The organism is Lentilactobacillus kisonensis DSM 19906 = JCM 15041 (assembly GCF_001434135.1).
In the GTDB taxonomy this organism is placed as follows: domain Bacteria; phylum Bacillota; class Bacilli; order Lactobacillales; family Lactobacillaceae; genus Lentilactobacillus; species Lentilactobacillus kisonensis.
This window is the reverse complement of record NZ_AZEB01000003.1, coordinates 66,090-92,329: the sequence shown is the minus strand read 5'-3', so window position 1 is coordinate 92,329 and position 26,240 is coordinate 66,090. Positions and strand designations below refer to the sequence as shown.

The following is a 26,240-nucleotide window of genomic DNA, read 5'->3' as shown; positions in this document are numbered from 1 at the left end:
AATCTTTTCACTCCCGATTAACTGCTGTTGGTCGTATAATGGTAAGCAGATAGGAGGGAAAAAGTATGACTGAAGATACTAAAAAAAGAATTCAGATTAAGATTGATCGTGATCTGGATAGCAACGTTAATGCGGTATTTGAAGAACTTGGTTTAAATCCTAGTGTTGTTGTGACAGCTCTATATCGTCGGGTAGCTGCAGAAGGAAGAATTCCCTTTGATTTTAAATTGACTGACGATGAAAAAGCTAGAATTGATCTGGCAAGATCCGCCTACAATAGCAATGTACCAGTATTAAGCGATCCCCAAAAAATTGAAAAATATCTTGCTGAGGACGATGAGGATGAAGATTGAGAACACAGATATTGTTTACGCCTATGTTAGGTTTAGCGACAAATCAGGTGGAAAATCACGACCGGTTTTAATCTTTCAAATGCCAGGTTATCCGCTGATTGCATACAAAATAACCTCAAAATATGATAATAAGCCAGACTATTTAAAACGGGTTTTCTATGAAATAAAGCACTGGCAAGAAGCTGGGCTAAGGAAAAAGTCATGGGTAGATACAGCTTTTAAAATTGATATGAACAGACTACAGATTGTTTCTATTTTTGGACAGTTACACATTGAAGATGTTATTGGCCTCAGAGACTTCATCAATCAGCTTTAATAGAAAGAGATTTAATTAATCAAAAATGGTTCGTCCGGTTTGAGGGATGAACCATTTGGCTCTTAATAAGCAGTTGTCGATCGATAAAGCTAGGAGGTGTACTGGAGAGTGACTCATTATATTTCTTCATGTCTGGTAGTTGAGTCATTGAAGGTTTCAGCATAGCGCTCGAAGATCATGGTAGAATCAGTAAATGGATTTTGCGTTTTTGGAATATATGAAAATGAGTTGCCATTGCCTTTAATTGCAATAACTTCAGTGCCAGGTTTAATTTCAAACTTTTTAGGAACGGTAACAATCAATGTGTTGCCTTGTTTTTGAATTTTCATTGGTTGATGTCTCCCAACATTGCTTGCTATCTCTTTGGACAATGGCCTATCAGCAAACTAAAATCGGTAGCAAGGAAAGTGGCTGCTGATGGATTTGCCCTTGCAATTCGAATAGTCAACGACTATGATAGTTTTATGAATATCAAACAATTATCTCCAGACGTAAGTGAAACCCAGTTTAAGCAGCAAATTTTCTTCGCATTATCTGATCCCGGCCGCTACAAAATCGTTCAAATGCTCTATCACGTTGGTCATGAAATGGGGTGTGGTGAACTTAACCAACACGTTGAAATTGACAAATCGACCATGTCATATCATTTGAGAACGCTCAGAGAGGCGGGAATTACGACGACTAGAACTCAAGGCCGCGAAAAGTACGTGACGTTGAACGTTGCCAAGATTGAATCGGAGTTGCCGGGATTGCTGGCAAATTTATAACAAAATGTGCTCTTTGACGAGCATATTTTTTTGGCGTAATTGTTTGATAAATATAAAACTATAAAACAAAAGATGGTTTAAAAACTAATTACGTGAAGATAAATACGCAAACAGATTTAAACCGTTATGAAAGAGGCAAACACTTGAAAAAATATTCGCTCATTTTTTTCCTAACCATGTTCTTGATTGGAACTGATACGTTTTTGATTTCACCGTTATTACCAACGTTAAGCCAATTATACGGAATCTCGACGGCTGTTTCTGGCTGGATGGTTTCAGCCTATGCGATTGGGTACGCGGTGTTCGCATTATTTGCCGGACCGATCTCAGATGGTCAGGATCGTAAGAAAGTGATGATATGGGGATTACTTGCTTTTTCACTTTCGACATTATTGTGTGGCTTTGCGTTTAATTTTCAATTGATGTTACTATTTCGGCTATTAGCGGGAATTAGCGCATCCTTCGTTGGACCGCAGGTATGGGCGTCCATTCCGGTCGTTGTGGAAAGAAAAGATGTGGTGAAGGTGATGGGCTACGCAACAGCTGGCTTGTCAGTTTCGCAACTTGTGGGGATTCCAATTGGGAGTTACTTGGCCGCCGTTTCGTGGCATGCCCCGTTTTTCGTGATTTCGCTGTTATCGTTTACATTACTCGCGTTGATTGTTTTTGTCCTGCCGCAACTAGAAGTTGTTCAGCGAAAACGATTCTCGTTCTTCAAGATTTACGCCAAAGTTCTTAACAACAAACGGGCGCTTAGCTACTTATTCGCGTACTTCGTCTTTCAAACAGGGTCGTTTACAGTGATGACGTTCATTTCTACTTGGTTCACTAAGAGCTTTGGTCTAACGTTAGCAGGAGTCGGAACGGCAATGATTGCCATTGGTGGCGGTAACTTAGCTGGGTCACTCTTTGGTAGCCGGATTGTTGACTGGTTAGGTCTTGAAAGGTCGTTCCTATATGAATTAGTTGCGTTGATTGTGTTGTACCTAATTTTGCCATTTGTACATATTTTCTGGTTGGCAGAGGTGTTATTAACAGTGACGTTCTTGGTGAATGGGTTTATCTTCCCATTATTTATGACCACGTTGCAGAGTACGGCAACTGATGCCCGAAGTACAATTTCATCGTTATCAAACGCGGCGATGTACTTTGGCGAAACCATTGCCGGGATTGTCGGCGGAATCTTGTTCAACCAGTTCTACGGGTTTTCGGCAATTTCACTATTTGCGTTTGTGATGATTAGCATTTCAATCATGCTATATAGCGGTTCTGGGATCTTCAAGCGACAGCGGCAGTTTAACTAATGACCAAAACAAGCAGCCCGACAAATTTGCCGAGTTGCTTGTTTTGCATTAGATAAGGCGCTCATTTTAAGTTATCTTTGAAGAATTGGTCAAATTATCGAACGGAATCAAGTTCATCTGGTCATATAGGTTGGTTGGATTCAGGCCTAATGTGGAGCCCCAACTTTTTGACATACCAATAAACAAATAGGCCGAGCAGGATTGTCAAAACAATTGTGAGGGCTAACGTAATCGATGAACTGGTCAATAGATTAGCTTGGAGCATTGCCGCTGGAATATCGACTACGGCGTGTAAGACAATGGCAAGTGGATATAGCCAGAGTTTGGCTGCTTGATTAACAGCGATCCAAACTAAAAATGAGAGTGAAATTTGAATGCTAAGCGCGAATAGTCGCTCGACAATTGTTTCGGAAATTAGCCAACCAGCATTGGTTGTGAGTGATTGGGTTAGGCTACTAGGAACCGTCATAAGTAATTTGGTATTGTGAGCGTTAATGCCCATGCTAACAACCAGATAGCTTATGATTCCCATGGCGCCAATTAAGATCATTTCAATGCCGCCGTGGCCGATACCATATGAAATGGCGGTTTGTAAACCGAAAACCTTCTTCTTTAGATATAAGAAACCAACGAGGCGACCGGTTTCTTCAAAAATGCCGGCTGCCAAGACACCATATAGAACATAAATCCAGGGATGATTACTTGCTAGGGTAATTGTGCCGTTTGGCTGCGGGTGCAACACGATTAAGTGAAGGATCTTTTCAAGCACCTGGCTGAACACAAAGAAGATCAGGGCACCAATCCACAAAGGCAATGCCTTCAAGTACCACCGTTTTCGAAACGTTAAGAAGAGGGCTATTGGAATCATAACTAATAAGATGACTGCAAAAACTATGTACCAAATATCAAATGAAGGAACCATACTGGGCCACCCCGTTTCGTGGATTTAGAATAAAATAACATAACTCACTTGGATTGATTATAGTTCAAAGGAGTGTGGTTGTGCGCTAAAATCTTATTTTGACGTTTAAATCAATGGGCCTTTCTTGAGCAGCTTGATTATCGAACTAAAATTTTGGTAAAAGTTTCCACTTGGTTTGCGGTTTGTTTGCGAACATCAAAAAAGATTGCTAATTCTTGCTCATGACGCCACGTCATAGACTATAAAAGAATTAGGAGGTGAAAACGATGTCGACATATACAACGGGAGAGCTTGCTAAATTGGGTGGCGTTTCTGTTAGAACCATTCAATATTATGATCAAAAGGGCGTTTTGAACCCAACGACAATTTCAGATGGTGGCCGGCGACTATATACGGATAAAGAGCTTAAGACATTGCGCTTGATTTTATTGCTCAAGTCAATGGGGTTATCGTTGGCGACGATTCGGGACTTACTATCTGAAGAGAATGCCAATGAAATTTTGACGATGTTACTTGCTGAACAGGAGCGACATTTGAAGCAAACTCAACAAGTGACTGAAAACCAATTAAGAACAGTTAAACAGGTTCAAAATAGTTTGTCAGATTTAGCATTGGTTTCCCAAAAAGATCTGGGCGGCATCGAAAACATGATGGCAAGTCAACCAAAGATGAGACGACTGCATGGAACCTTGTTATTTTGGGGGTTAATAATTGACGTGATCGAAGTGTTAGCTATTGGTATTTGGATCATGACTGGTAATTGGGTACCGACAGCCATTGGACTGCCAATCGTGATTGTGATTGCTGGCTGGCTAGTTAGATTGTATTATCGCGAGGTGCGGTACATTTGTCCTAACTGTCACACAATTTTTCAACCTAAAAAAGCCGACTTTTTCTTTTCAAGGCATACGGCTAAGACGCGAAAGCTAACCTGCACTCATTGCAGATACCGGGGTTATTGTGTGGAGATGATTGGTCAGAAGTCAAAATAATGGTGATGAGCTTGGTTATGGCGTTGTATGGTAATTAATTATTAGATAACTAAAGAAGCCGAAATGAACGTGGGAGACCACCTTTTCGTTTCGGCTTCTGCTATTTGATACTAATCTATTAATGCTTCGTAGTCTCTGAATCTGACAAAAGCCGCTTGATTAACTCGTCACCGCAGTAAGCAAGCAAACCAAACATTGACGTGATTATCCCTAGTAATAGCCCAGGAACATGGTAACTGAATGTTATGTGGTTAGTCCTTGCCATGAGTGGAATGGCAGTAAAATTACCAAGAACTTTTTTCGATGTGACGGTTGTGCCGTTAACACTAGCTGACCAACCACTGTCATATGGAATAGCGGTATAAAGCCAATTGTGGTTAGCTAAGCGGGTGACGGTTCCCCTCACTTGATTATTTTTGTAGCTTGGTTGGAATGAATATGCTCGTAATTCAGTTACTAAGTTATTTAACCGTGGTGAGTTCAAACTTTTCAAATGAATGAGGGCTAACGCATTTCTTGCACTGCTTTTAAACGTAATGGTGACTGGAACGGCCCTTTTCATCGTTCCTAATTTTAATAAATAAGCGTGATGGGCACGATTCGTCATTGTTTTGAGTTGATAGCCGTTTACCATAATCTGTGAATAATTAAGGGTTTTATCTGACGTGTCCATATAAAGTGGGCCACTAATTTTAGGAGTTATGTTAATTGTGTACGTTTGGACCGAATTTGTAGCTAGCTGAGAATGTTTGACCTGATTAATTGTTTCTTTCACAAGATAAGGATTCTTGGTTGCCCGAATCCGTTGAAGAATGTTCTCCAAATTTGAAAATATATATCCAGGTTTCAGTCGCAGATTAATGAACTGATTGGTGACCGGAAAACCCATGCCAACGTACGTCTGGTTTTGAGTTACCGTCTTGTTTTGAACATTATATTTAGCTCCTAGCAGCATGTTTGAGATAGCTGAGGTACCCGCCGTGCTAATTCGGCGCTGGTTCTTGCTGAACAACCCCAGCATTTTGAGTGTCTGGCGAGTGGATTCGTTTAACGTTGAGCTATATTCTTGAATGCCATTAAAGTGAAATAACAATGGGTCATTATAACCAAGATAGGTTTCTTGAAAGGCTCGTGCAAGTTGCCCACGCGACTGATTAATTCGGTAAAGGTTTGACTTGGGGGTTGCCTTTTGAAGGGTTGCTGCTTGGTTACTAAAATTCGATTCATAGGAAGGTTGATTGCCAAGCGGCTCACTGGTTAATATATCGTTGAAGTTAGTGGTCATTTCAGCCAAAATAATACTGGCAATGAAGATTCCGGCACGTTTAGGAGGAATCACCGTTATTAGAAGCGACAGGAGCAAGATTAATAGGATGTTTAGTAGTAAGGTCCTAAGAGAATTCGGCTGTAGTGCTAGGTAGTTAGTAATCGGCGCAAAGTGAGAGAATTTAATGAAGCAGAAACCACAAATCAGTAGGCTAATTGCAACAAGTGGAATGCTTAATTTGAATCGGTTTTTAATTAGATTTGGATTTGCAATCCAAGCTTCATAAGCAATTGTTATCATGACGAAGCTGAGCAAAAATGAATAGCGAAACGGTGATCCGGAGGGTTCGTTAAACATGTGCCAAACGAGGTTAATGGGGCCAATTAACATGCTTAAAATAAGAACACCCAATGTGGTCAAGGCACCTAGCTTATGTTGCTGAGAAATTTTGGGATGAACAAAGTAGACCATGACCAGAAGTAGAACAACTAATGACGAAAAAACGGCTGGGGCCCGAAAAAGTCGGTTAGTGTAACCATCACTACCTAAGCCTAATTGGGAAAAAATTTCGAGGCCAAATTGGGGATGTAGGCCGCTCATAGCTGAGGGTGTCGTGGGATTAACCTTGGCTGTTTGCATCATTCCAAGGGCTGAGGGTAGTAGGACGATCATACTAGTTAAGCCGCTGCAAATCTCCGCAAATAAAAAACGGTTAATGAACGGCCGATTTATTTTTAGGAGAGCAAAAGCTTTTAACTGTTGGTCGTTATCGTTGATGATGGCAGTTGCTACATAGATTAATGTAAACAGGCCGACCATATAGCCAATGTAATAGTTTGCAATAATACAAATTGTGAGCCAAATAAAGAGTTGGTTAGCGTTACGGCCAGCTTTGATACGGTCAATTCCATTACAAATTAACGGTAGGTAAATGAGGGCGTCGAGCCACATAATATTAACGAAGTTGGCAGCGACAAAACCGCATAAACTATAGGCAACCGCAAAGATTGGTAGTAGCCAAGTAAGTTTTTTAAAGTGACGGCCCAAAAAGAAGCTCATAGTCATTGCCATGGCGGCAATCTTTACCACTAACATCCAAGTGATGGCGATTGGAATTTGATTAGCTGGAAATAAAAGGACGATCAGGTTAAATGGGCTTAGGAGATAATAGGCAAGTAACGGGAAAATATTTTCACCAATACCGCCTGAAAACGAAAAGCCTGTAAATTGACCGGTCGTTAGAATGTGGCGGAAGTACGTAAAAAATGGCGAATATTGCGCACCCATATCGCCAACAAGCAGGTTTTGATTGCCAAACGGTGTTACGTGATTGATGACAAGGATGCTAATTGAAACGATCACTGAAAGCGATGCCGCTACAACCATGATTGCGACGAAGCGAGCTTTTGATTGTCTAGGGTTCATGGTTAACCCCCCGCTTGTCAGCAATTAGGTGATTTAAGTTAAGCTGTTGCTGACGGAAAGCTGTCAGGATTGTTTCGCACCATAACACTGAAAATAAGCCACCACCAATAACGTCTGAAGGATAGTGAACTTGCAGATAAACCCGTGAAAGGGCGACTAATCCCAACCAGAAAATGAGCAGCATTGACGTAAACATCTGTAGTCTGACGGATTGAATTAGCCGAATGCCGAACACCAAGACAACGAAAACAAAGATCGTTGCGCTGACCATATGTCCACTGGGAAAACTGTAGCCTGATGCGGGTATAAGTGTGGTCGTTGGCCGGGGACGTTGAATCAGTAATTTGGTAACGAAGCCCGCTAGATTGCCAGTGATGGTCATCGTCAAGACAATTAAGGCTTCAGAGACTTGCCTTAGATGCCAAAGAACCAGTGAGAGTGCAATCGATAATAAGATGGTGATTGCTGGGCTGGCTATAAGCGCAACAGCTTTAAAAATTTCCGTCCGTTGCGTGGTGACAAACCGCCCGAAATAATTAAGAATTTGTCGATCAAAGGCAAATAACTGGATATTTTCAAATAATGCCAGAGCTGAGAGAGAGATAAATGATAACCAGCCGACAATGAGATAAGGATGCTTTAGTGATGATAAATTCATTTAAACCCCTTCTAACTATCAAAATGATTAAAGTAGTTGATTTACAACTAAAGAATACAATTGATCGTTAGTTTCTAATACAGGGGTTAAAGAAGAACCAGATGAGAAATTCTCAGAAAATAGGGATGACACTAATTATTGAAGATTAGATTAAAACTTGCACCATGGGGGATAACATCCGTCACGGTGATCTGAATGTTGTTTAAAGTTGCGAGTTGATAAGCAATTGACAGGCCGAGGCCGTTTCCGGTAATTTCACTGTTATGGGCGGGATCACCACGATAAAAGCGATCGAAAATTCGCCGCTTTTCATCGTTATCAATGGTTGCACCCTGATTTTGCACGCTTAGAATTGTTTTTGTGTCCGTTTTTTTAATTGAGACTGTGATGGTTGATTGGGCGGGCGAGTATTTGCCAGAATTATCGAAAAGAATTGATAAGATTTGGGAAACACTATTTTGGTTAGCGTGGACGGTTGCCGACTTTTCGCCACGAGTTCGAATGGTTTGTGATAAGATCACCCGTTGTTCCTCAACGGTTTCATTCACGATTCCGGCTAAATCAAACTCACTGGGCTGCGCAATTCCATTGTCAGCTCTTGAAAGAGCAAGCAAACCGTTAACTAATGCCTGCATTTTGGCTGATTCATCATCAATAAAGTGAAGGGAGCGGTCAACAATTTCTGGATGCGCTTTTCCACGCCGCTTGACGAGGGAAATGTGTCCCCTAATTGCTGCAATTGGGGTTCTTAGTTCGTGGGAAGCATTAGAAATGAACGCTTTTTCCTTTTTATTGTTTTCAATAATGGCACTTAATAATTCGTTGAAACTGGTCGAAAGTTCGCGAACTTCACTAGGTGAATCGGGAACTGGGAGTAGGTTCTCAATATTAACAACTGATTGACTATGTTCCCGAGCGGTTCTTTGGAGCATCTCTAATGATCTGGTCAGACGTTTAGCAACAAGTGAAATCACAAACCAACCGAGTACTAAACTCAGTATTAAAATAATGAGAACAACGAAAATGACTGAAGCGAGTGTTGTGACGATTGGATTTAAGCTCAGCCAGATTTCAGAACGAATATTTTTGTGGCGCCCGTGCCGCTCACCGCTTCGATAGTACAAAACGCCATAGTGTTTGGTGTAAATAAGGGCGGGAAAGAATGGCAGATGTAACTTTTTCGATAATTGCGTTTGTTTTAATGATAGGAATGGCTTGGTACCCTTAGAATAGAAAACTTTGGGTTGATTGGCTGAATGGGTACGATCAGTTACCCGAACGTAAGTGTCCTGAGTATTGATGCTACTGTTTTTGCGCCACTGATTCCAGTCAGGCTTATCGTCAATGAACGATCGGTTTAAGCTTTTAAGGAGTTCAATTGATTCAGTCTGTCGTTGGTGAACGAGATTGATCCCCACGACGATCACTACAGAGGCCCCGGTGAGCAGTGCAAAGCAGGTAAACAGAATAATAAAATTGTGACGGATAACTTCAGCAGTTGTCCGGCTATTTTTTCGTTGCATAGAAAGCTCCCTATTCTTGGTAATTACCAGTTAAAACGTACCCAATTCCACGAACGGTATGGATAAGCTGTGTTGGATAACTTCGATCAACCTTATTACGTAAGTAACGGATATAAACGTCGACCACGTTTGGTTGGCCTTCAAAGTCAACGCCCCAAACTGCATCAAGAAGCTCATCGCGGCTTAGGGTTTCACCGCCATGGCGAATCAGGGTTAGGAGTAACTCATATTCACGTTGGGTTAATTGAATGAGATTATTTCCCCGGGTAACTTGCCGGGACTTAGTGTTTAGGGTGAGGTCTTCGACGGTATAAAAGTCGCTGATTTTAGAATGATGATTTTTGTGACGAAGCATCACCCGAATTCTTGCAAGAAGCTCTTCAATTTCAAATGGTTTAGTGATGTAGTCATCGGCACCACTATCTAGGCCAGCAACCTTATCACCGACATAATCTCGAGCGGTCATCATGATAACTGGAATATCATCATTTTTACGGATTCGGCGAAGAACTTCCAGGCCATCTAATTTTGGTAGCATCCAATCCAAAATAATTAAGTCTAGATTACCCCGATTATTATTGTATAGTTGCAGTGCCTCAACCCCGTCTTTTGCCAGAAAGACTTGGTAATCTTCAAATTGTAATTCAGGAATCAAGTAAGAACTTAACGCTTTTTCGTCTTCAACTAATAAGATTGTGTTCGTCATCATGAAAGTCCCTCACTTTGAATATTACTTGGGTATTTTGATGGGGTATCAGCCCACTTCTGCTAATGATAACCCCTGAATGAAGACAGTGATAGGGGGAACAAATAAAATGATTCTGAGAATTTATCAGATTATTGTTAAAGAAATTTATCCAATTGATAAATAAGTCATAAGTTGCTCTTTCCAAAACTAAAGATGATTTTGGAAAGAAAAACCTATGACTTTGCTGTTAAATAATGTTATTAGTGGTGGGCAACTTACATGCAGATTGCTAATCCCTTGGTATCACACCCTGCTTTAAATGTGTTCCGACGACTCTGACACTAACTTCTAAGCCATTTTGGGTTTAAATCCAAGCTCGGGGTTTCAACCCAAAAGCGTCTTAGAAACCGTGTCATTCGGGTCTTGTCACACTTTGTTACCTAGTATCCGATCCATTGCTACCTCCGCGCTGCTTTTATACATTGTGCCGAATTTATTCGTGTGGACCATCAAATAGTATAGTCGATAAAAATTAAGTCGCTGATTGGCACCTGGATCTAGTGGATAAGCCGCGTTGTATGCCGCGTAGAAGTCATTGTCGAAACCGCCAAACACCGTTGTAATGCCTAGATCGAATTCACGGTCACCATAAAAGGCCGCCGGGTCGATGAGAGCTGGTTGACCGTCCGCCAGGAACATGTAGTTGCCACCCCATAAATCACCGTGTAAAAGTGAGGGTTCACTTTGGTGATTTGCGAGGGCTTTTAAAATAACCACTCGGACACGTTGATATTTATCATCGTCATGCTGGTTCCAAAGGTGCTTATCTAAAAGCATCTGCCGTAATTTATCTAGCCGGTGGTTAACAAACAGATTGGACCAAGAATTCGTCCAACTGTTGTCAAAACTTTCATCATTACTAATATAGTCAAGATCATAACCAAACTGACCATTTGAAGAATGAACCTGGTGTAATTTAGCGACCAGCTCACCAAGATCTGCCTGGCTGCCCTGTCCTTGTTCTAGGTAATTTAGCAATAAGTAAGCATCACCATCAATCTGGCCGTTTCCAAGCACTCTAGGAGCGAGAATGTTATCTTTTTCAAAATCCTTTAAGCCCGCAATTTCACCAGCATAAAAGGTGGCTGGTTGGTGAGGCTGAGTTAATAGAAAGTAGGTATCGTCACCGGCTTCAAGTCGATAAGCGTTGTTAACGTCACCACCGCCCACACTAACGAGATTCGTAATATTTGAAATTGGTAATTGTGATAACCATTGTTTATCCATTGAATTTATCACCTCTGGCTACATTGTAGTCGATTATGAGCAAGTTCGTAAATGAAACACGTCGGTGAATTTAGATTGCCCACGGTGTTTTTTCGGGTTAATATTGATTCAAATATTGGTAAATTAAGTTTTAGGAAGGGAGCAGGGAGGATGAGTTATTTACAAGTTTCTAAGTCACTAACATTACCAGGTGATCTGACGATTAAAAATCGGTTTTTTAAGTCCGCAATGAGTGAAACAATGGCGCTTGAAAATGGGCGGCCAACTAATTTAATTGCCAATTTGTATCATCGATGGGCGCTTGGCGGCTGGGGCGTTATCGTCACTGGAAACGTGATGGTTGATCACCAAGCGATGGCTGAGCCTGGAAATGTGGTTGTAGAAGATCGGCGTAACCTTGATATTCTGAGCAGGTGGGCTGAGGCAGCAACTATCAATCACACACAGTTATGGATGCAACTTAACCATCCTGGTAGGCAATCGCCACGGATCTTTTCTGAACAGCCAGTAGCGCCGAGTCCAATAAAAATTACTGGCGTAAATGGCCGTTATTTTAATGAGCCGCGAGAATTACGGACTTATGAAGTTAAGCAACTTGTCACCAAGTATATTAAGACGGCCGCAATTGCCCAAATAGCAGGTTTTACGGGTGTTCAGCTACATGGGGCGTTTGGCTATCTCATTAACCAGTTTCTATCTAAAACCACAAACCAGCGAACCGATCAATACGGCGGTTCATTGGAAAACCGAATGCGGTTTCTAGTTGAAATTTACCAAGGTATTCGGGAGAGTTGTGGTTCCCGGTTTGCGATCAGCTTAAAACTAAGCTTAACGGATATTAACGTGAGTGGGTTTACGGAAGATGAGATGACAGCGGTTATCCAGAAAATGGCAGGTCTTGGAATTAATCTAATTGAGATTGCAGGGGATGATTATGAAACTTCTCAACTTGGTTTTTCAGGATATGCACATATGATTCGGCAATTGGTTAATGTACCAATTGTCCTCAGCGGTGGCTTCCGAAATATCTCGACGATGGAAGAGGCTTTAGGCCGCGACGATGCGGATATGATTGGGATTTGTACGGCCGCTTCGATTATCTCTGACTTACCGGATCAAGTTTTAAACGAGCGCTATCAACCAGTAAGCGTTAACTTAACAACCGGGAGTCGGCATTTAGATGAAAAGTATCAATCATTAATGGTGACAAGCTATTGTGAGCAGCAGGCTCGGCGGATCGCTGAAGGTAAACGACCACAACGGTACACGAGTGGCTGGCGCGCCATTGCGGCTTGTGTCAAGATGCATGGGCCTGAAGGATTAGTGCCTAGAAGACCAGTATAATTATTAAAAAAGTCACTTGTACTTTTTAGGTCAGGAGTGTATCCTCATGTTTAAGGTAGATTCTACTTTAATTTTGCACAAATAAAAGTCTCAATTACTTTTATTCTCTGAAAGGAGTTCTTTGGGATTGGATAACGTGAATCAAAAATCAACATCCTTTACATTTCTGATAATTGGAACGGCATGGATGTTTGATGCGATGGATGTGGGCTTGCTATCATTTATTATGTCGATTGTTCATAAAGAGTGGCTCTTAACGAATGCTCAAACTGGTTTGATTAGTTCAATCAGTACCGTAGGGATGGTCTGCGGTGGTTTTTATTTTGGCAGCCTAGCTGATCGAATTGGGCGAAAGAATACGTTGATCATAACACTGTTAACATTTTCAATCGGAAACTTAATATTGGCCGCTTCCCCTGGCTTCTACGTCTTCTTAGCAATTCGTTTCGTTGTTGGCATGGGGCTGGGTGGTGAATTACCAGTTGCGGCAACTTACATTGCTGATATGTATCGGGGAACCAAACGGTCGCAAATGTTAATCTTGGCTGATAGCTTTTGGGCCGTCGGCTGGTTGGTAGCATCGTTCTTATCGTTACTGTTTACACCGGTAATTGGTTGGCGAGGGATCTTAATTTTAACGGCGTTGGCGGGTTTCTTCGCCCTAGTTCTTCGCCGTCATATTCATGAAATTCATCAAGCACCTAAACAGGCTAATGAGTGGTTAGCAACGCTGAAATCTGAATTTAAGCCCTGGACACTGACACTGTGGTTGGCTTGGTTTATGGTGATGTTTAGCTATTATGGGATGTTTATGTGGCTGCCTAGTATTTTGGTAGCGAAGGGATACGGTATCGTTAATAGTTTTGGTTATACCACGATTATCGTGGTTGCCCAATTGCCCGGTTACTTCTGTGCGGCTTGGTTGGCAAAACGGATCAAAGTAAAGTATGTCTTTTCGATCTACATGGCAGGGACTGCTATCGGGGCCATCATGTTTGGCCAGTCCACAACCGCTTTGATGATTATTACCGCCGGTTGTATCTTATCGTTCTTCAATTTGGGCGCATACGGAGCCATCATCGCACTGACTCCAGACCTGTACGAAAGTAAAATCCGAGGAACAATGACTGGGATCGCTCAGGGGATTGGTCGAATTGGCGCCATCATCGGGCCATTGTTGGTCGGGATATTGATGGATCATCACAGTAGTGTCAACTTTGTCTTTGTGATTTTCATGATTTCACTGGTTATTGGAGCAGTGGCTGTGCTGACACTCCCTGCCGCTAGTCGTCATAAGGGGGCTTAAATGGTGAACCATATTTTATTGGTTGAAAAGCTAACTGAATTTCTTAATGAAGATATTAATTTTGATGATGTGAGCATGAGGTATTTGGCGGGTTCAAACCAGATTGCTGGCTCATTCATTGCGAAACAAGCCGGCGTCGTTTGTGGGCAAACCATTCCTCAAGCCGCCTATGATTTATTGGGAGATGCAACTTACACACCCATTGTTGCGGACGGTGAATTGGTCGTTGCCGGAACAGTTATTGGCAAAGTAGAAGGAAGGGCAGCAACCCTGCTAACTGGTGAGCGGGTGATTTTGAATTTGATGCAACGGATGAGTGGGATTGCTTCAAAGACTGCCGAAGTGATTCGGAAACTCGATGATCCGACTATCAAGATAACCGATACGAGAAAAACCGCTCCTGGATTGCGTCTATTTGATAAGTATGCAGTTGCTGTTGGCGGTGGGGTTAATCATCGCTTTGACCTGACCGGTGGCGTGATGCTTAAAGATAATCACATTGCGTTAGCGGGTGGGGTGACGCAGGCGGTTAAAAGTGTCCAACGAGCTGTTGGCCCACTTACCCCGATTGAAGTCGAAGTTGAGACGGAAACCGAATTGCGAGAAGCCATTTCTGCTAAGGCGGACGTGATTATGTTTGATAATCAAACACCGCAAACCATCAAAAAATGGCAACAGCTTGTTCCTGATACGATTAAAATTGAAGCTTCGGGTGGCATTACCGAAGAGACGATTTCTAATTTTAAGGGGTGTGGTGCGAACTATCTTTCAATGGGGAACTTGACGAACGCGGTTTCGCCGTTAGACGTTAGTTTTTTAGTGCAGGGCGCGGTGAAGAGAGTTAAGAGTGGCTAAAAAACGCAATAACATCAAGTAATCGGTTTAAAAAGCCGACCGCTTGGTGCTACTGCGTTTTTCTTTGAAAGGGGTTATTATTGTAAATCCTTAAAGATCTCCTGCATCCGGGTCTCAATATCATAGAGATCGCCAGCATATTTTTGTAAATTAGCGGTGTGTTTTTCAACTTTATCAGCTGGTACGTCCGTTTTGTATCGCAACTTGTGTTCCAAACTGGCCCACATATCCATACCAATCGTGCGAATTTGGACTTCAACGGGTACGTCAAAGACACCGTTTGATTGAAAAACGGGAACGGAAACCACAATATGCAAACTACGGTAACCGCTTGGCTTAGGTTCTTTGATGTAGTCTTTGCGTTTTAGAAGGGTAATATCTGATTGGCGAACCAATGCATCCTCAACTTTGTAAATATCCTCAATGTAGTTGGTAACCACACGAATGCCAGCAATGTCATGGATGTTTTTACTGATACTGTCAATTGTTATCGGATAGCCCTTTTTCTTGAGCTTTCTGAGGAGGCTATTAATGCTTTTCATGCGTTCTTCCATGTGATGGATCGGATTGTGATCGTAATTAACGGAGTATTCATCATCTAGGTTTTCGAGTTTGGTACCAATCTCGTTGGCACCCGCGTGGCGGAGTTGGTAAATGGCGATCAGGCTTTTGAAGTCCTTAAGCTGGTCCTTTAAACCTGATCGGTCCAGTTCCTTAGCAATTTGTTTGACGTTTGGAAAGTTATTACGTTCAAGTATCATGTTGTCTCCTTCACCTTGTAAGCAGATTGATTAATTAACCTTTTCTGGGAAACTATCTCGATAGATGAGCTTCCCGGGAACGGTAATAATATTATTGCCAAAAATGGATTTATTTAATTGATCTCTAAGTAACCTCACTGCAGCATTGGCGATGCCATTAGTTGGAATATTCACAGAAGTGATCGTTGGTTTCCTTATTCGCGTGATCGACAAGTCATCAAAGCCAACGAGGCTGACGTCTTCTGGAATCCTGATTCCACTTTCCGTCAGTTCATCAACTAGACCCCTAGCAATCATATCATTGAGAGCAACTATTGCATTTGGAAATGCATAGGGGTTCTCTTTTTTTCTTGCCAATAATTGAGTAGCAGCTTTTTGCCCGTCAGCAATGGTAAGACCGACATTGAGGATATCAGGCGCAAATGAATGCTTTCTGATCCATTCATAGTAGGTCGCCAGGCGAATGTCGATTAAATTGCCCCAATTTTTGCCGGCGCCACTTATGCGAATAATTGAACCGCCAATAAAAGCAATTTTTTCTCGAGATCGATGCCAGAAACCATTCAGAATCGTGTTGGTAATTGTATCAAAATTACTTTTAACCTGATTGATATTGGGAACACTAGTATTATCATCTACCAAAACAAATGATCGTGCAACTTGTTTTATTTTAACAATTGTTGATGCGGTAAATGGGCCAACAACCATAACGCCGCTGACTTTATCCAGGTTAGCAATTTGATCTTTATCGGGGAGCCAAATCGTTTTTAGGACTTTTAAATTATTGTTTTTACAGTGATACAGGATGTCGTTATGTAGATTAGAAAAATAAAGGTCTTGACTCTGACGCTGTTGACTGATTGCCATTAAAATAATGATTTCGTTTCTTGAGCCATGTTTGACGACGTAATTTGTTTGGCTAATAACTTGTTTGACGGTCCGTCGGGTTTGGTCACTCACTCTAAGTGATGGATCGTTATTAATAATTCTAGAAACCAAACTGGGTGAAACCCCTGCGATTTTAGCAATTTCTCTAATTGTACTCATTAAAATTTCTCCTAAAAAATAAAGTGAGCGGATCCAAGCGGTTAGAAACTGGAATATAAGTCTCCCCAGCCAGAAATTCCCGGTTTTGGAATTTTTGGTTGGGGTGCTCATACGGAAGTTTCTACTTGGAGTAGCTGTCCTAAAAACGTTTACCAATGTTTACCAGTATCCTTTTAGCATTATTACAAGTTTTCAAAAAGTGCTAATCGCCTTTAAGGACAGCGCTTTCATTAAACTGATTTATCTAAAGCATAATAATTATTCAGCCATCCGTCCAGTAGAATATTGTGTTAGCTTCGAAAAGCGACTAAATTTTAACCATGATAGCGCTATCAAAAAAGTGACTTTGAAAGGGGAACATTATGACAGAATTTTCAACAATTAAGAATCCAATCTTGCCAGGGTTTACTCCTGATCCGGCTGTCTTGGGTCATGAGGATGATTATTATCTCGCTACCTCTACTTTCAACTGGTATCCGGGTATTCAAATATTTCACTCTAAGGATTTAGCTCATTGGGATCTGCAATCATATGTATTTAATGATCCTGAGTTTCTGCACCTTGCTGGAACGGATACGCCTGCTGGTATTTGGGCACCTGATTTATCCTTCGACAAAAAAACCGGAAAATTTTGGATCGTGATGTGTCAAATGCATAACATGAATGGCAATCTATTTGACCAAGACAACTATGCAGTTTGGTCTGATTCAATCAATGGACCATGGTCAAAGCCGATCTATCTCAATTCAATTGGATTTGACTGCTCACTGTTTCATGATGACGACGGTAAGCACTGGGCTGTGACCTTGGAATGGGATACTCGCAAGGGATATCAACATCCAGGGGCAATCGTTTTGGAACAATTTGATCCAGAACAAGGCAAATTAGTGGGACCAACTAAACGAATTAGCCGTGGTGGCACGGATCGTGGTTGTCTGGAAGCGCCGCATATTTACAAGCATAATGGTTATTATTATTTGATGACGGCTGAAGGCGGTACAGGGTATGGGCACGGCGTTGTCGTGCAGCGGTCAAAGAAGATTGAAGGCCCTTACGAATCCGATCCTCAAAACCCAATCATTACTTCCACACCATACCGCTATTTCCGGCGAGGTGATCCAGATTCCTTGAGAATCGATTTGTATAATCCCAAAGCGTCCTTGCAAAAGTGTGGTCATGGTTCGTTAGTTCATACAGCTACTGATGAATGGTACGTGGTTCATCTTTCTGCTCGTCCTTTGCCAGGAACAACTAACTGTACGTTAGGGCGAGAAACGTCAATTCAAAAGGTGGTATGGACAAAGGACGGCTGGCTTCATATGAAGGCGGGAGGCACGCTAGCACAACCAACGACCGAAGGAATGAAGGATGTCAAAGTGTCTGAAGCCCCCCAAGCGGTTGGCGTTAACGCTGATTTCAGTAAGGGTTCTATCGATAAACACTTGATGAGTCCATATGGGCCAAGAACCGAGGACTGGTGCACTGCAAAAAATAATCCCGGAAACTTGAGAATCTATGGTCGTCAGTCATTCTTTTCACAATTTGAGGTGTCCTTGTTAGCTTCTCGAGTCGACTCATTTAGAACACTTGTATCAACAGAATTACAGTTTAATCCAATCCATTATTCGCAGTCTGCTGGGCTGGTACTATATTACGACAATAGTAACTGGCTGTTTGCTAGAATTTACCATTCTGAAACCTTAAACGGCACCGCGTTAGCAATTATGAAGGGCGAAAAAGGTAATAAAGATGAATATATTTTAGACCGGGTAAGTTTACCTGACGGTCACGCACAACTCCAAGCTGATATTGAATATGGTGATGCCCAATTCTATTGGCGAAAGGGATCCAGTGATGACTGGCAGAAGCTTGGGCCAAAAATTGATATTTCATTCATGTCAGATGAACAAACCGGTGGCTTTACCGGGTTAATGGGTGGAATTGGGGCTTGGGATGCTTATCGGCGGCAATCATTTGCTGACTTTAAGAATTTCAAAATTACCCCTAAAAAGTGACGTTATTTAATGAGCGATATTGAAAGGACGGAATAATTATGTCAGAAGAAAGCCAAGTACAAATTGGTATTACGGATGAACAGCAGCCGAAAAGGCCAATCCGATTAGGCTTTGCGCTAGTTATTGGACCTGCCTGTTGGTTGGGACCTTATGTGGGCGTTTCAGCAACCTTGTTACCGGCTAAGATTGGTCAACTGGCACCGGCCGATAAAGTTGGGTTGGTTGCCGCAGCATCAGCAATTGCCATGACGGTTGCAACCATTGCAAATATCATTGCCGGCGCATTTTCAGATGTTACGCGAACAAAACACGGTAAACGAACACCTTGGATTGTGATTAATTCAATTTTATCGGCCATTTGTATGGTTGGCCTCTCAATGGCGAAGAGTGTGACGGTGCTGCTCGTCATTTGGGGTGTTTATCAAGCTGTTTTGAATGCCGTTGTTGCGCCAATGATTGCCCAAATATCAGACCGGGTTGCACCAAAATGGCGAGGGACGATTTCTTCATTTTATGGAATGGGGATGGCCTTTGGTAACTATGGTTCAGGCATTATTGCATCACAGTTCATTGGTCCAAGCGCAATTTCGACTGGGATGCAGATCCTCGCAACCTTTGCCTTTGTTGGTGGGCTACTGTCTGCGTACCTGGCAAAGGAGCCATCGAATTTAGATCAGCCTAAAGCAAAATTTGATGCGGCAACTATTAAACAGAACTTCATGTTTCCGACCAAGGGTGCCAAGGATTATTATCTGGCACTAATTGGGAAGTTGATGATGGTTACTGGTCAGTATGTCATTGTTGGTTATCAGCTCTATATTTTTACTGATTACATGAAATTAAGTAAAGGCGCTACGTCTTCATCAATTGCGACGATGTCAGCCATCTTGATGGTAACTGGGATTATCTTTACCGCATTAGCGGGCCCAATTGCTGATCACATGCATCGATTAAAGGCGCCCGTTGCACTTACAACGATTTTGCTGGGAAGTCGGTGCATTCTTCCCATTCTTGAGTGCCAAGCCATGGACGATGTTCGCATACGCGGTTATCGCCGGAATTGGAATGGGTGCTTACAACGCGGTTGACCAAGCTTTAAACGTTGCTGTTTTGCCTAATCCTGAAACCGCTGCCAAAGATTTAGGGATTATTAATATGGCAAATACGCTTGGACAGGTCTTTGGACCACTAATTGCTGCAGCCGTTATTTCTTCAATGGGGTATCGCGCAATGTTCCCAGTTGAAACCGCTATCTGTGTTGTCGGTGGCTTACTAATTATGATGATTAAGAAAGTTAAGTAGTTTAAAAAGTTATCTTCACCGTTAAAATCAGTCAGTGATGGCTGGTTTTTTGTTTTCCAACGACCAATTGCCGTATAATACTGAATAATTAATGATCGGCAGACAGTCAATCGAGATTGGAGAATGCGCATGGCAGATAAATTTATTTTCAAACCGACTAATTTAGATCAGTTAAAGGATACATATGATATTGTGATCATCGGCTCGGGCAGTGCCGGCTTAACCGCAGCTTTAGAGGCTCATAAACTTGGCAAGCAGCCAGTTGTCTTAGAAAAAATGGCAACCCTTGGCGGTGACACGAAACGGGCGTCTTCAGGGATGAACGCTGCTGAGACGTTTGTTCAAAAGGATCATGGCATTAAGGACAGCGTTCATAGCTTTTACGAAGAAACACTGGCTGGTGGACACAAAACTAACGATCGGGCCTTACTAAAATATTTTACTGAAAATGGTGCGAGCGCAATTCAATGGTTGGCTGATGAAGGCATCCAACTTGATGATCTTACCACGACCGGCGGAATGAGTGTGCCGCGAGCTCATCGACCAAGTTCAACGGCACCAGTGGGGGCTTTCTTGGTAACTGGTTTACTGAAACGGATTGCGCAGGAAGGCATTCCGGTATTTACTGGCGTAACGGTGGCTAAAATCAACGAAGCCGGTGGTCAGGTGAGTGGTGTCGATGTGACAACGGGAAATGGTAAGGCGACGATCAACGCTTCGGCTGTCATTTTGGCAACTGGTGGTTATGGTGCCAGTCCAGAATTGCTCAAAAAATATCGTCCCGATCTGGTTAAATACAAGACAACTAACCAGCCGGGCAATACTGGTGATGGCATCTATTTGGCAGAGCAGCTTGGTGCCGAATTAGTTGATATGGATCAAGTTCAGGTTCACCCTACTGTTCAACAGGATACCGATCATGTTTATTTGATCGGCGAAACCGTCCGTGGTGAGGGTGCCATCTTGGTTGATAAGAATGGTAACCGGTTTGTTGACGAGTTAACGACACGTGACAAGGTCACCGCGGCGATCAATCAACTTGACGGCACCGGCGCTTATCTCATCTTTGATCAAGGAATTCGGGATCGTGTAAAGGCAATTGAATTCTATGATCACGTTGGGCTGGTAAAATCTGGTGAGACGTTGGCTGATCTTGCCAAAGCAACCGGATTACTTGGTGATGATTTAGAAGCAACCGTTAAGAAGTGGAACCAAGCCGTTGCTAATCACCATGATGATCAATTTGGCAGAACAACGGGGATGGCCCGTGATATCAAACGCGCTCCTTACTTCTCAATTCATATTGCACCGGCAGTTCACTACACAATGGGTGGTGTTAAAGTGACGCCTAAGACCCAGGTTGTCAACAATGACGGCCAAATTATCAACGGGTTGTTTGCGGCTGGTGAAGTGGTTGGCGGCCTCCATGGTCAGAACCGAATTGGTGGTAATTCAATTGCTGAGACGGTGGTATTTGGACTGCAGGCGGGTAAGCAAGCAGCCAAGCAATCAAAATAGTATGACCTTCAATTATGAAGGCTTCTGTTAGTAAGTATTAAAAAGATCCTGTAAAATCGGCAAAGCTAAAGACTGATTTTACAGGATCTTTTTCTATGGTTTAATTAGCAAACTGTCTAACCAGATACGACCTATTTTAAAATAGGTCGTATAGGTCGTTGATCTTATCAAATTCGTAACCAGACAATTCAATCCCCATTGCTTTGGCATTACTGTGAACTTGATCGGCAACTCTTGCGCCGGGAATAACAACGCTAATGTCTGGATCGGCGATGTACCAAGCTAAAATGATTTGCGCGATGGTGGCGTTGTGGCTGTCAGCGATTTGTTTAACTTCAGTTTGAGCCTTCATAATAGCTGAATATTGTTCAGTGGAGAAGCGGCTGAATTTATTTTGGTCAGTTTCCGTGTACTTGCCAGTGAGCAGGCCCGAAGCCAGCGGGAAGTATGGCACAAATGAAATGTCGTGTTCCCGTAAATATGGAAAGAGTTCGCGTTCTGCGTTGCGGTGAACCAGGCTATAATTATCTTCAACGATATCAACCTGGTCGTCGGCGTTAGCTTCCTTAATTTGGTCAAGTGAAAAGTTCGAAACACCAATTGCTTTAATCTTGCCGGCTTTCTTTTCCTCAGCCAGGGCGTTGACTGCTTCGGCTTTCGGCGTGTTTGAGTCTGGAAAATGAATATAGAAAATATCAATATAGTCGGTGCCGAGGCGCTTAAGTGAAGCATCAACGGAACGTTTTAAAAATTGAGGGTCATTGTTTGGCTGCAAGTTATTATCTGGATCTTGGGCAGCCTTTGAAGCAATCACGAACTTGGAACGATCATAGCCCTTAATGACGTCGCCAATAATTTCTTCTGATCGGCCGAGGCCATACATAAAGGCGGTATCTAATAAACCAATCCCATCGTCTAACGCAGCCTTGACAACCTGTTTGCCATCTTCATCCTTTAGGCCATCAAATAAATTGTGGCCGCCAACTTTATTAGTTCCGAGGCCAAGTGGCGTGCTGGTGACTTGACTGCTGCCGATTTTTACTGATTTTGACATTTTTAAATTCCTCCTTTTAGGATAGCTGCGCCAGGCAGAAACCTGGCTCCGCTCACTACAAAAGCGGCCAGACATGAACTTCATCTTACCAGCCGCTTATGCCATTATATTAAGCGTTTCTAAGGATTGTTTCAAATGGATTGGTTTATTCGTCGTAAGGCCCCTTTCCCAAATACGCATTGACCATCCAAATATCCTTATCGATTGCTTCTTTAAAGCCATTTAGCATGTCTTGGGTTGGGAAATCCTTTTCCTCATCCGTTACCTCAATGCCCTTTTGATACTGATCGCGGAGATACTTGAACTGGTCTGATAGCCGTTGCATGAAGTCACGGAGCGTTAATTGATCCCAGGTGACTTTTTCATCTGGTAAGCCAGTGTTTTCAATGAATTCGTGAGTGGTTGAATATGGAGAGCCATTGATGGCGATTAGCCGCTCGGCCACGTTATCCAATTGGTCAGCTAACTGATCGGAATAGTCATCCATTAATGGGTGAAGCCTAAAGAAATTTTCACCCCGCATATACCAGTGGGTTTGCTGAACATTGGTCATTAATTGGCTGATATCTGCGACTAACTGATTCAATTGTGCTCGTGTTTTTGGAAAATCGTATTGTTCTGACATACAAAATACCTCCTATAAGCTTCTGCTCTTCGCAACTGTTCTAAGCTATTTTAAATCCGTTTCCATCACCAGAATATTAGATATAATCCGTAATCGCAAGCAAAGTGATTGTTGAAAAAAGGACTGTGGCAAACACAACTTTTGTCAGTAATTAACATCAGGATTGTTAGTTACAATTAGGTAGGAGTTCCAGAAATGGCAGCCACCTAAGAGTATGCTTAGCTAACGATCGCCTCTAAGTCGAGTAGGTGGTCGATTTCATACGTTGGTTTAGCGACACCCAAATTTGGCTGGTGGGTGGGATTAAACCAAACTGAATCCAAGCCATACTTCGTAGCACCCAGAATATCCGAGGTGAGGGAATCGCCAACTACTAACGCTCGTTGTTTGTTAAAATTGGTGATGTTATCAGCGATGTAATCAAAAAATTCAGGATCCGGTTTTTTGTGACCAATCTCTTCTGAAATAAAGACGTTATCAAAATAATTAACTAACCCTGAATCGGCCAAACGGCGATGCTGGGTGGCGGCAATCCCGTTGGTAACCACGTAAAGTTGATGGCGATTTTTCAAGTCGGCCAAGAGTTTGCTGGCATTTGGCATTTGATCGTGACCTTCTGATAAGAACGACCGGTATTTTTGACTGTACGCCTTACCGTCAACGTTTTGACCATAGTGTTGGAAAAATAAATTAAACCGCTGATCCAACAAGGTTTCCCGGCTAATCTCGCCACGTTCATATTTACGCCATAACTGGGCGTTTAGTGAATGGTAGTCCTGGTAAATTTTGGCGGTTAATGGTTTATGGAGGCTTTGAAATAATTTGGTCAACGCCTGCTTTTCTGATGATTGAAAGTTCAGCAAAGTATCGTCGACGTCAAATAATAGGGTAGAATAGTTCAACTGGCTCACTCCTTTTAGCTTGTGAATTTAGATGGATATAACATGCGTTTGCTAAAAATTTAGGCTTATTTATTGATCTCCCTAGAAAATGGAGACTTCATATTTAGCACCCAAGGTCGGCACATAGGGGGCTCGTTTTGGTCACCTTTCAATAAATCATATCAGAATTTCACAATCTTGAGTATTTTTTGTTGTAATTTTACCGTATTTTCAGTAATGTAGGTATTAAGCAGTTTGTGAAAATGGCTTGGTACTAGTCAGTGGTTTCTTTAAGATCCCGATTCTAAATAATAAAGAATGGAAATAATAGAGGTGTCGTTATGAGTGAAAAAAAGCGTGGTTCCCAATCCCTTATTCAATCGATGATTAATCAAGGCGTTAAATACGTCTTTGGAATCCCTGGTGCTAAGGTGGATCAGTTGTTTGAAGATTTAAAGTACGGGGACGATCCTAAAACACCGAAATTGATTGTGACCCGTCACGAACAAAACGCGGCGTTCATTGCAGCTGGCATTGGGCGGTTGACTGGCAAACCCGGCGTTGTGGCAACAACTTCTGGCCCGGGGGTTTCTAACCTGGTTACGGGGTTGATGACCGCCACGGCTGAAGGTGACCCGGTGATTGCGTTAGGTGGTCAAGTTCCAAGGGATGACCTTGCTCGAATGACGCACCAAAGTATTCCCAGTAAGGAACTCATGGTTAACGCCGCCAAAAGCAGCGTTGAAGTTCAAGACGCCAATAATGTGTCTGAAGCTTTCTCAAATGCCTATACAGCGGCAGTTTCACCTAAAGCTGGCGCCGCATTTTTATCACTACCAGCCGATGTGTTAAGTGATGAAACCGACCGGCCAGAAATTGCCCCGTTAAAGCACGCTGACGAGGGGCGAGCATCCGATGAGACGATTCAAAAAATTGCTGGGATGGTCAAAAACGCTAAGCTTCCCGTGATTTTTGCGGGGATGCGAGCGTCGACGCCAGAAGTTACTAAGGCGCTTCACGCACTACTGCGGGAGGTATCACTCCCCGTTGTTGAAACTTATCAGGGTGCCGGTGTGGTTTCTCGTGAGCTTGAAGACCGTTTCTATGGTCGGGTTGGCCTGTTTAGAAATCAGATTGGGGATACGCTGTTAAAACGAAGCGATTTGGTGTTAGCAATTGGCTATGATCCAGTGGAATACGAAGCTCGCAATTGGAACCTTGAGCATAATAAACAGATCGTTAATATCGATACGGTTGCCCCAGAGATTTCTACTAATTACCAACCAGATGTCATTATCGAATCAAACATTGAAAATACAATTGATGCGTTGACTGACACCTTTACTGGGGAGTTCGACCTTTCTACCCAGGTTACCCAGACACTGGATGATTTACGAACTGAGTTTTCATCCCAACGAAAAGTGCCTAAGGACACTACTCCGGGCCGAGTGCATCCATTAGCGATTATTCACGCCCTTCAAGAGCGGGTGGATGATGATACGACCGTTACGGTTGATATTGGGAGCCACTACATTTGGATGGCCCGCTATTTCAGAATTTATCGGCCACGGCACTTGCTCTTTAGTAATGGCATGCAAACTTTGGGCGTATCCTTGCCATGGGCAATTGCGGCGGCGTTAACTCGGCCGGAAAAGCCGGTGGTTTCGGTCTCTGGCGACGGTGGCTTTCTGTTTTCTGGTCAGGAATTGGAGACTGCAGTTCGACTGCATCTTAATATTATTCAAATTATCTGGACCGATGGCTATTATGATATGGTGAAGTTCCAAGAAATCGCTAAGTATGGTAAGGATGCGGGCGTCAAATTCGGACCGGTTGATTACGTTAAATACGCTGAGAGCTTTGGTGCTAAGGGCCTGCAAGTTACAGGCTTAGGTGATCTTGACAAAGTGTTAGATAAAGCATTCAAGACGACTGGACCGGTGGTGGTTGACATTCCAGTGGATTATCGTGATAACATTAAGTTAAAATCAGCTTTAATGAAAGATGTTTTAAACTAAATCTAAGGAAGT

The 26,240-nt window shown here is 42.6% G+C and carries 25 protein-coding genes; 13 read left to right on the top strand and 12 right to left on the bottom strand.

The window, feature by feature from the left end; translation table 11 throughout:
• Positions 1-65: 65 nt before the first annotated feature.
• On the top strand, positions 66-353 hold the full coding sequence (locus FC98_RS02815) for a type II toxin-antitoxin system RelB/DinJ family antitoxin (protein WP_054654510.1): 288 nt from the start codon (positions 66-68) through the stop codon (positions 351-353).
• Positions 343-669 carry a hypothetical protein gene (locus FC98_RS02810; protein WP_054654508.1) on the top strand — a complete coding sequence of 109 codons (327 nt, stop codon included), beginning with the start codon at positions 343-345 and terminating at the stop codon, positions 667-669. The genes FC98_RS02815 and FC98_RS02810 overlap by 11 nt, the downstream gene beginning before the upstream one ends.
• A 116-nt stretch (positions 670-785) precedes the next feature.
• On the opposite strand, the gene mazE is transcribed toward FC98_RS02810, so the two are convergent.
• A complete protein-coding gene (gene mazE, locus FC98_RS02805) occupies positions 786-998 on the bottom strand; it encodes a type II toxin-antitoxin system PemI/MazE family antitoxin (protein WP_008856640.1) in 213 nt (70 codons plus the stop codon).
• Positions 999-1,133: 135 nt separating this feature from the next.
• On the opposite strand from mazE, the gene FC98_RS02800 reads away from it, so the two are divergent.
• Positions 1,134-1,436 (top strand): ArsR/SmtB family transcription factor, encoded by a 303-nt coding sequence (locus FC98_RS02800; protein WP_054654567.1) that lies wholly within the window; start codon positions 1,134-1,136, stop codon positions 1,434-1,436.
• A gap of 176 nt (positions 1,437-1,612) precedes the next feature.
• Positions 1,613-2,740: an MFS transporter gene (locus FC98_RS02795; protein WP_054654506.1), complete on the top strand. Its 1,128-nt coding sequence runs from the start codon at positions 1,613-1,615 to the stop codon at positions 2,738-2,740.
• 121 nt (positions 2,741-2,861) lie between these two features.
• On the opposite strand, the gene FC98_RS02790 is transcribed toward FC98_RS02795, so the two are convergent.
• The gene (locus FC98_RS02790) at positions 2,862-3,662 is read right to left on the bottom strand and encodes a YhfC family intramembrane metalloprotease (protein ID WP_054654504.1); all 801 of its coding nucleotides are present in this window, start codon (positions 3,660-3,662) and stop codon (positions 2,862-2,864) included.
• Between the two features lie 266 nt (positions 3,663-3,928).
• Here FC98_RS02790 and FC98_RS02785 point away from each other — a divergent pair, with 266 nt between their 5' ends.
• Complete coding sequence (locus FC98_RS02785) at positions 3,929-4,654, top strand: MerR family transcriptional regulator (RefSeq protein ID WP_008856636.1); 726 nt, start codon at positions 3,929-3,931, stop codon at positions 4,652-4,654.
• A gap of 118 nt (positions 4,655-4,772) precedes the next feature.
• Here FC98_RS02785 and FC98_RS02780 read toward each other — a convergent pair whose 3' ends face one another.
• The 5 genes from FC98_RS02780 to FC98_RS02760 form a co-directional block, all read right to left on the bottom strand.
• Positions 4,773-7,346 (bottom strand): YfhO family protein, encoded by a 2,574-nt coding sequence (locus FC98_RS02780; RefSeq protein WP_056949164.1) that lies wholly within the window; start codon positions 7,344-7,346, stop codon positions 4,773-4,775.
• A complete protein-coding gene (locus FC98_RS02775; protein WP_054654496.1) occupies positions 7,336-8,004 on the bottom strand; it encodes a phosphatase PAP2 family protein in 669 nt (222 codons plus the stop codon). Before FC98_RS02775 ends, FC98_RS02780 begins: the two co-directional genes overlap by 11 nt.
• A 131-nt stretch (positions 8,005-8,135) precedes the next feature.
• Positions 8,136-9,527, bottom strand: coding sequence for a sensor histidine kinase (locus tag FC98_RS02770; protein ID WP_191981991.1), 1,392 nt, complete (start codon positions 9,525-9,527; stop codon positions 8,136-8,138).
• 10 nt (positions 9,528-9,537) lie between these two features.
• Positions 9,538-10,233: a response regulator transcription factor gene (locus tag FC98_RS02765; RefSeq protein WP_054654565.1), complete on the bottom strand. Its 696-nt coding sequence runs from the start codon at positions 10,231-10,233 to the stop codon at positions 9,538-9,540.
• 408 nt (positions 10,234-10,641) lie between these two features.
• Entirely contained in the window at positions 10,642-11,502 is an 861-nt protein-coding gene (locus FC98_RS02760) for a fructosamine kinase family protein (RefSeq protein ID WP_008856631.1), read from the bottom strand.
• Positions 11,503-11,652: 150 nt separating this feature from the next.
• Here FC98_RS02760 and FC98_RS02755 point away from each other — a divergent pair, with 150 nt between their 5' ends.
• From FC98_RS02755 to nadC, 3 genes are all read left to right on the top strand, one after another.
• The gene (locus FC98_RS02755; protein ID WP_056949184.1) at positions 11,653-12,846 is read left to right on the top strand and encodes an oxidoreductase; all 1,194 of its coding nucleotides are present in this window, start codon (positions 11,653-11,655) and stop codon (positions 12,844-12,846) included.
• Between the two features lie 187 nt (positions 12,847-13,033).
• Positions 13,034-14,152 (top strand): MFS transporter, encoded by a 1,119-nt coding sequence (locus FC98_RS02750; protein WP_008856629.1) that lies wholly within the window; start codon positions 13,034-13,036, stop codon positions 14,150-14,152.
• Positions 14,153-15,007 carry a carboxylating nicotinate-nucleotide diphosphorylase gene (gene nadC, locus FC98_RS02745; RefSeq protein WP_235803569.1) on the top strand — a complete coding sequence of 285 codons (855 nt, stop codon included), beginning with the start codon at positions 14,153-14,155 and terminating at the stop codon, positions 15,005-15,007.
• A 77-nt stretch (positions 15,008-15,084) separates the two neighbouring features.
• On the opposite strand, the gene FC98_RS02740 is transcribed toward nadC, so the two are convergent.
• Together FC98_RS02740 and FC98_RS02735 are read right to left on the bottom strand one after the other, a co-directional pair.
• On the bottom strand, positions 15,085-15,768 hold the full coding sequence (locus FC98_RS02740; protein WP_008856627.1) for a GTP pyrophosphokinase: 684 nt from the start codon (positions 15,766-15,768) through the stop codon (positions 15,085-15,087).
• Between the two features lie 30 nt (positions 15,769-15,798).
• Complete coding sequence (locus FC98_RS02735) at positions 15,799-16,815, bottom strand: LacI family DNA-binding transcriptional regulator (RefSeq protein WP_054654494.1); 1,017 nt, start codon at positions 16,813-16,815, stop codon at positions 15,799-15,801.
• Positions 16,816-17,177: 362 nt separating this feature from the next.
• Here FC98_RS02735 and FC98_RS02725 point away from each other — a divergent pair, with 362 nt between their 5' ends.
• The 4 genes from FC98_RS02725 to FC98_RS02715 all read left to right on the top strand — a co-directional run bounded on the left by FC98_RS02725 (position 17,178) and on the right by FC98_RS02715 (position 21,650).
• Positions 17,178-18,830 (top strand): glycoside hydrolase family 43 protein, encoded by a 1,653-nt coding sequence (locus FC98_RS02725; RefSeq protein WP_008856624.1) that lies wholly within the window; start codon positions 17,178-17,180, stop codon positions 18,828-18,830.
• Positions 18,831-18,868: 38 nt separating this feature from the next.
• On the top strand, positions 18,869-19,918 hold the full coding sequence (locus FC98_RS02720) for an MFS transporter (RefSeq protein WP_235803568.1): 1,050 nt from the start codon (positions 18,869-18,871) through the stop codon (positions 19,916-19,918).
• On the top strand, positions 19,863-20,132 hold the full coding sequence (locus FC98_RS15105; protein WP_235803567.1) for an MFS transporter: 270 nt from the start codon (positions 19,863-19,865) through the stop codon (positions 20,130-20,132). Before FC98_RS02720 ends, FC98_RS15105 begins: the two co-directional genes overlap by 56 nt.
• A gap of 129 nt (positions 20,133-20,261) precedes the next feature.
• Positions 20,262-21,650 carry a flavocytochrome c gene (locus tag FC98_RS02715; RefSeq protein WP_008856622.1) on the top strand — a complete coding sequence of 463 codons (1,389 nt, stop codon included), beginning with the start codon at positions 20,262-20,264 and terminating at the stop codon, positions 21,648-21,650.
• Between the two features lie 136 nt (positions 21,651-21,786).
• On the opposite strand, the gene FC98_RS02710 is transcribed toward FC98_RS02715, so the two are convergent.
• The 3 genes from FC98_RS02710 to FC98_RS02700 form a co-directional block, all read right to left on the bottom strand.
• Positions 21,787-22,704, bottom strand: coding sequence for an aldo/keto reductase (locus FC98_RS02710; RefSeq protein WP_008856621.1), 918 nt, complete (start codon positions 22,702-22,704; stop codon positions 21,787-21,789).
• Between the two features lie 145 nt (positions 22,705-22,849).
• Positions 22,850-23,329 (bottom strand): Dps family protein, encoded by a 480-nt coding sequence (locus tag FC98_RS02705; protein WP_008856620.1) that lies wholly within the window; start codon positions 23,327-23,329, stop codon positions 22,850-22,852.
• 218 nt (positions 23,330-23,547) lie between these two features.
• The gene (locus FC98_RS02700) at positions 23,548-24,240 is read right to left on the bottom strand and encodes a YjjG family noncanonical pyrimidine nucleotidase (protein WP_008856619.1); all 693 of its coding nucleotides are present in this window, start codon (positions 24,238-24,240) and stop codon (positions 23,548-23,550) included.
• Between the two features lie 311 nt (positions 24,241-24,551).
• On the opposite strand from FC98_RS02700, the gene alsS reads away from it, so the two are divergent.
• Positions 24,552-26,228: an acetolactate synthase AlsS gene (alsS, locus tag FC98_RS02695; RefSeq protein ID WP_056949160.1), complete on the top strand. Its 1,677-nt coding sequence runs from the start codon at positions 24,552-24,554 to the stop codon at positions 26,226-26,228.
• Positions 26,229-26,240 lie beyond the last annotated feature (12 nt).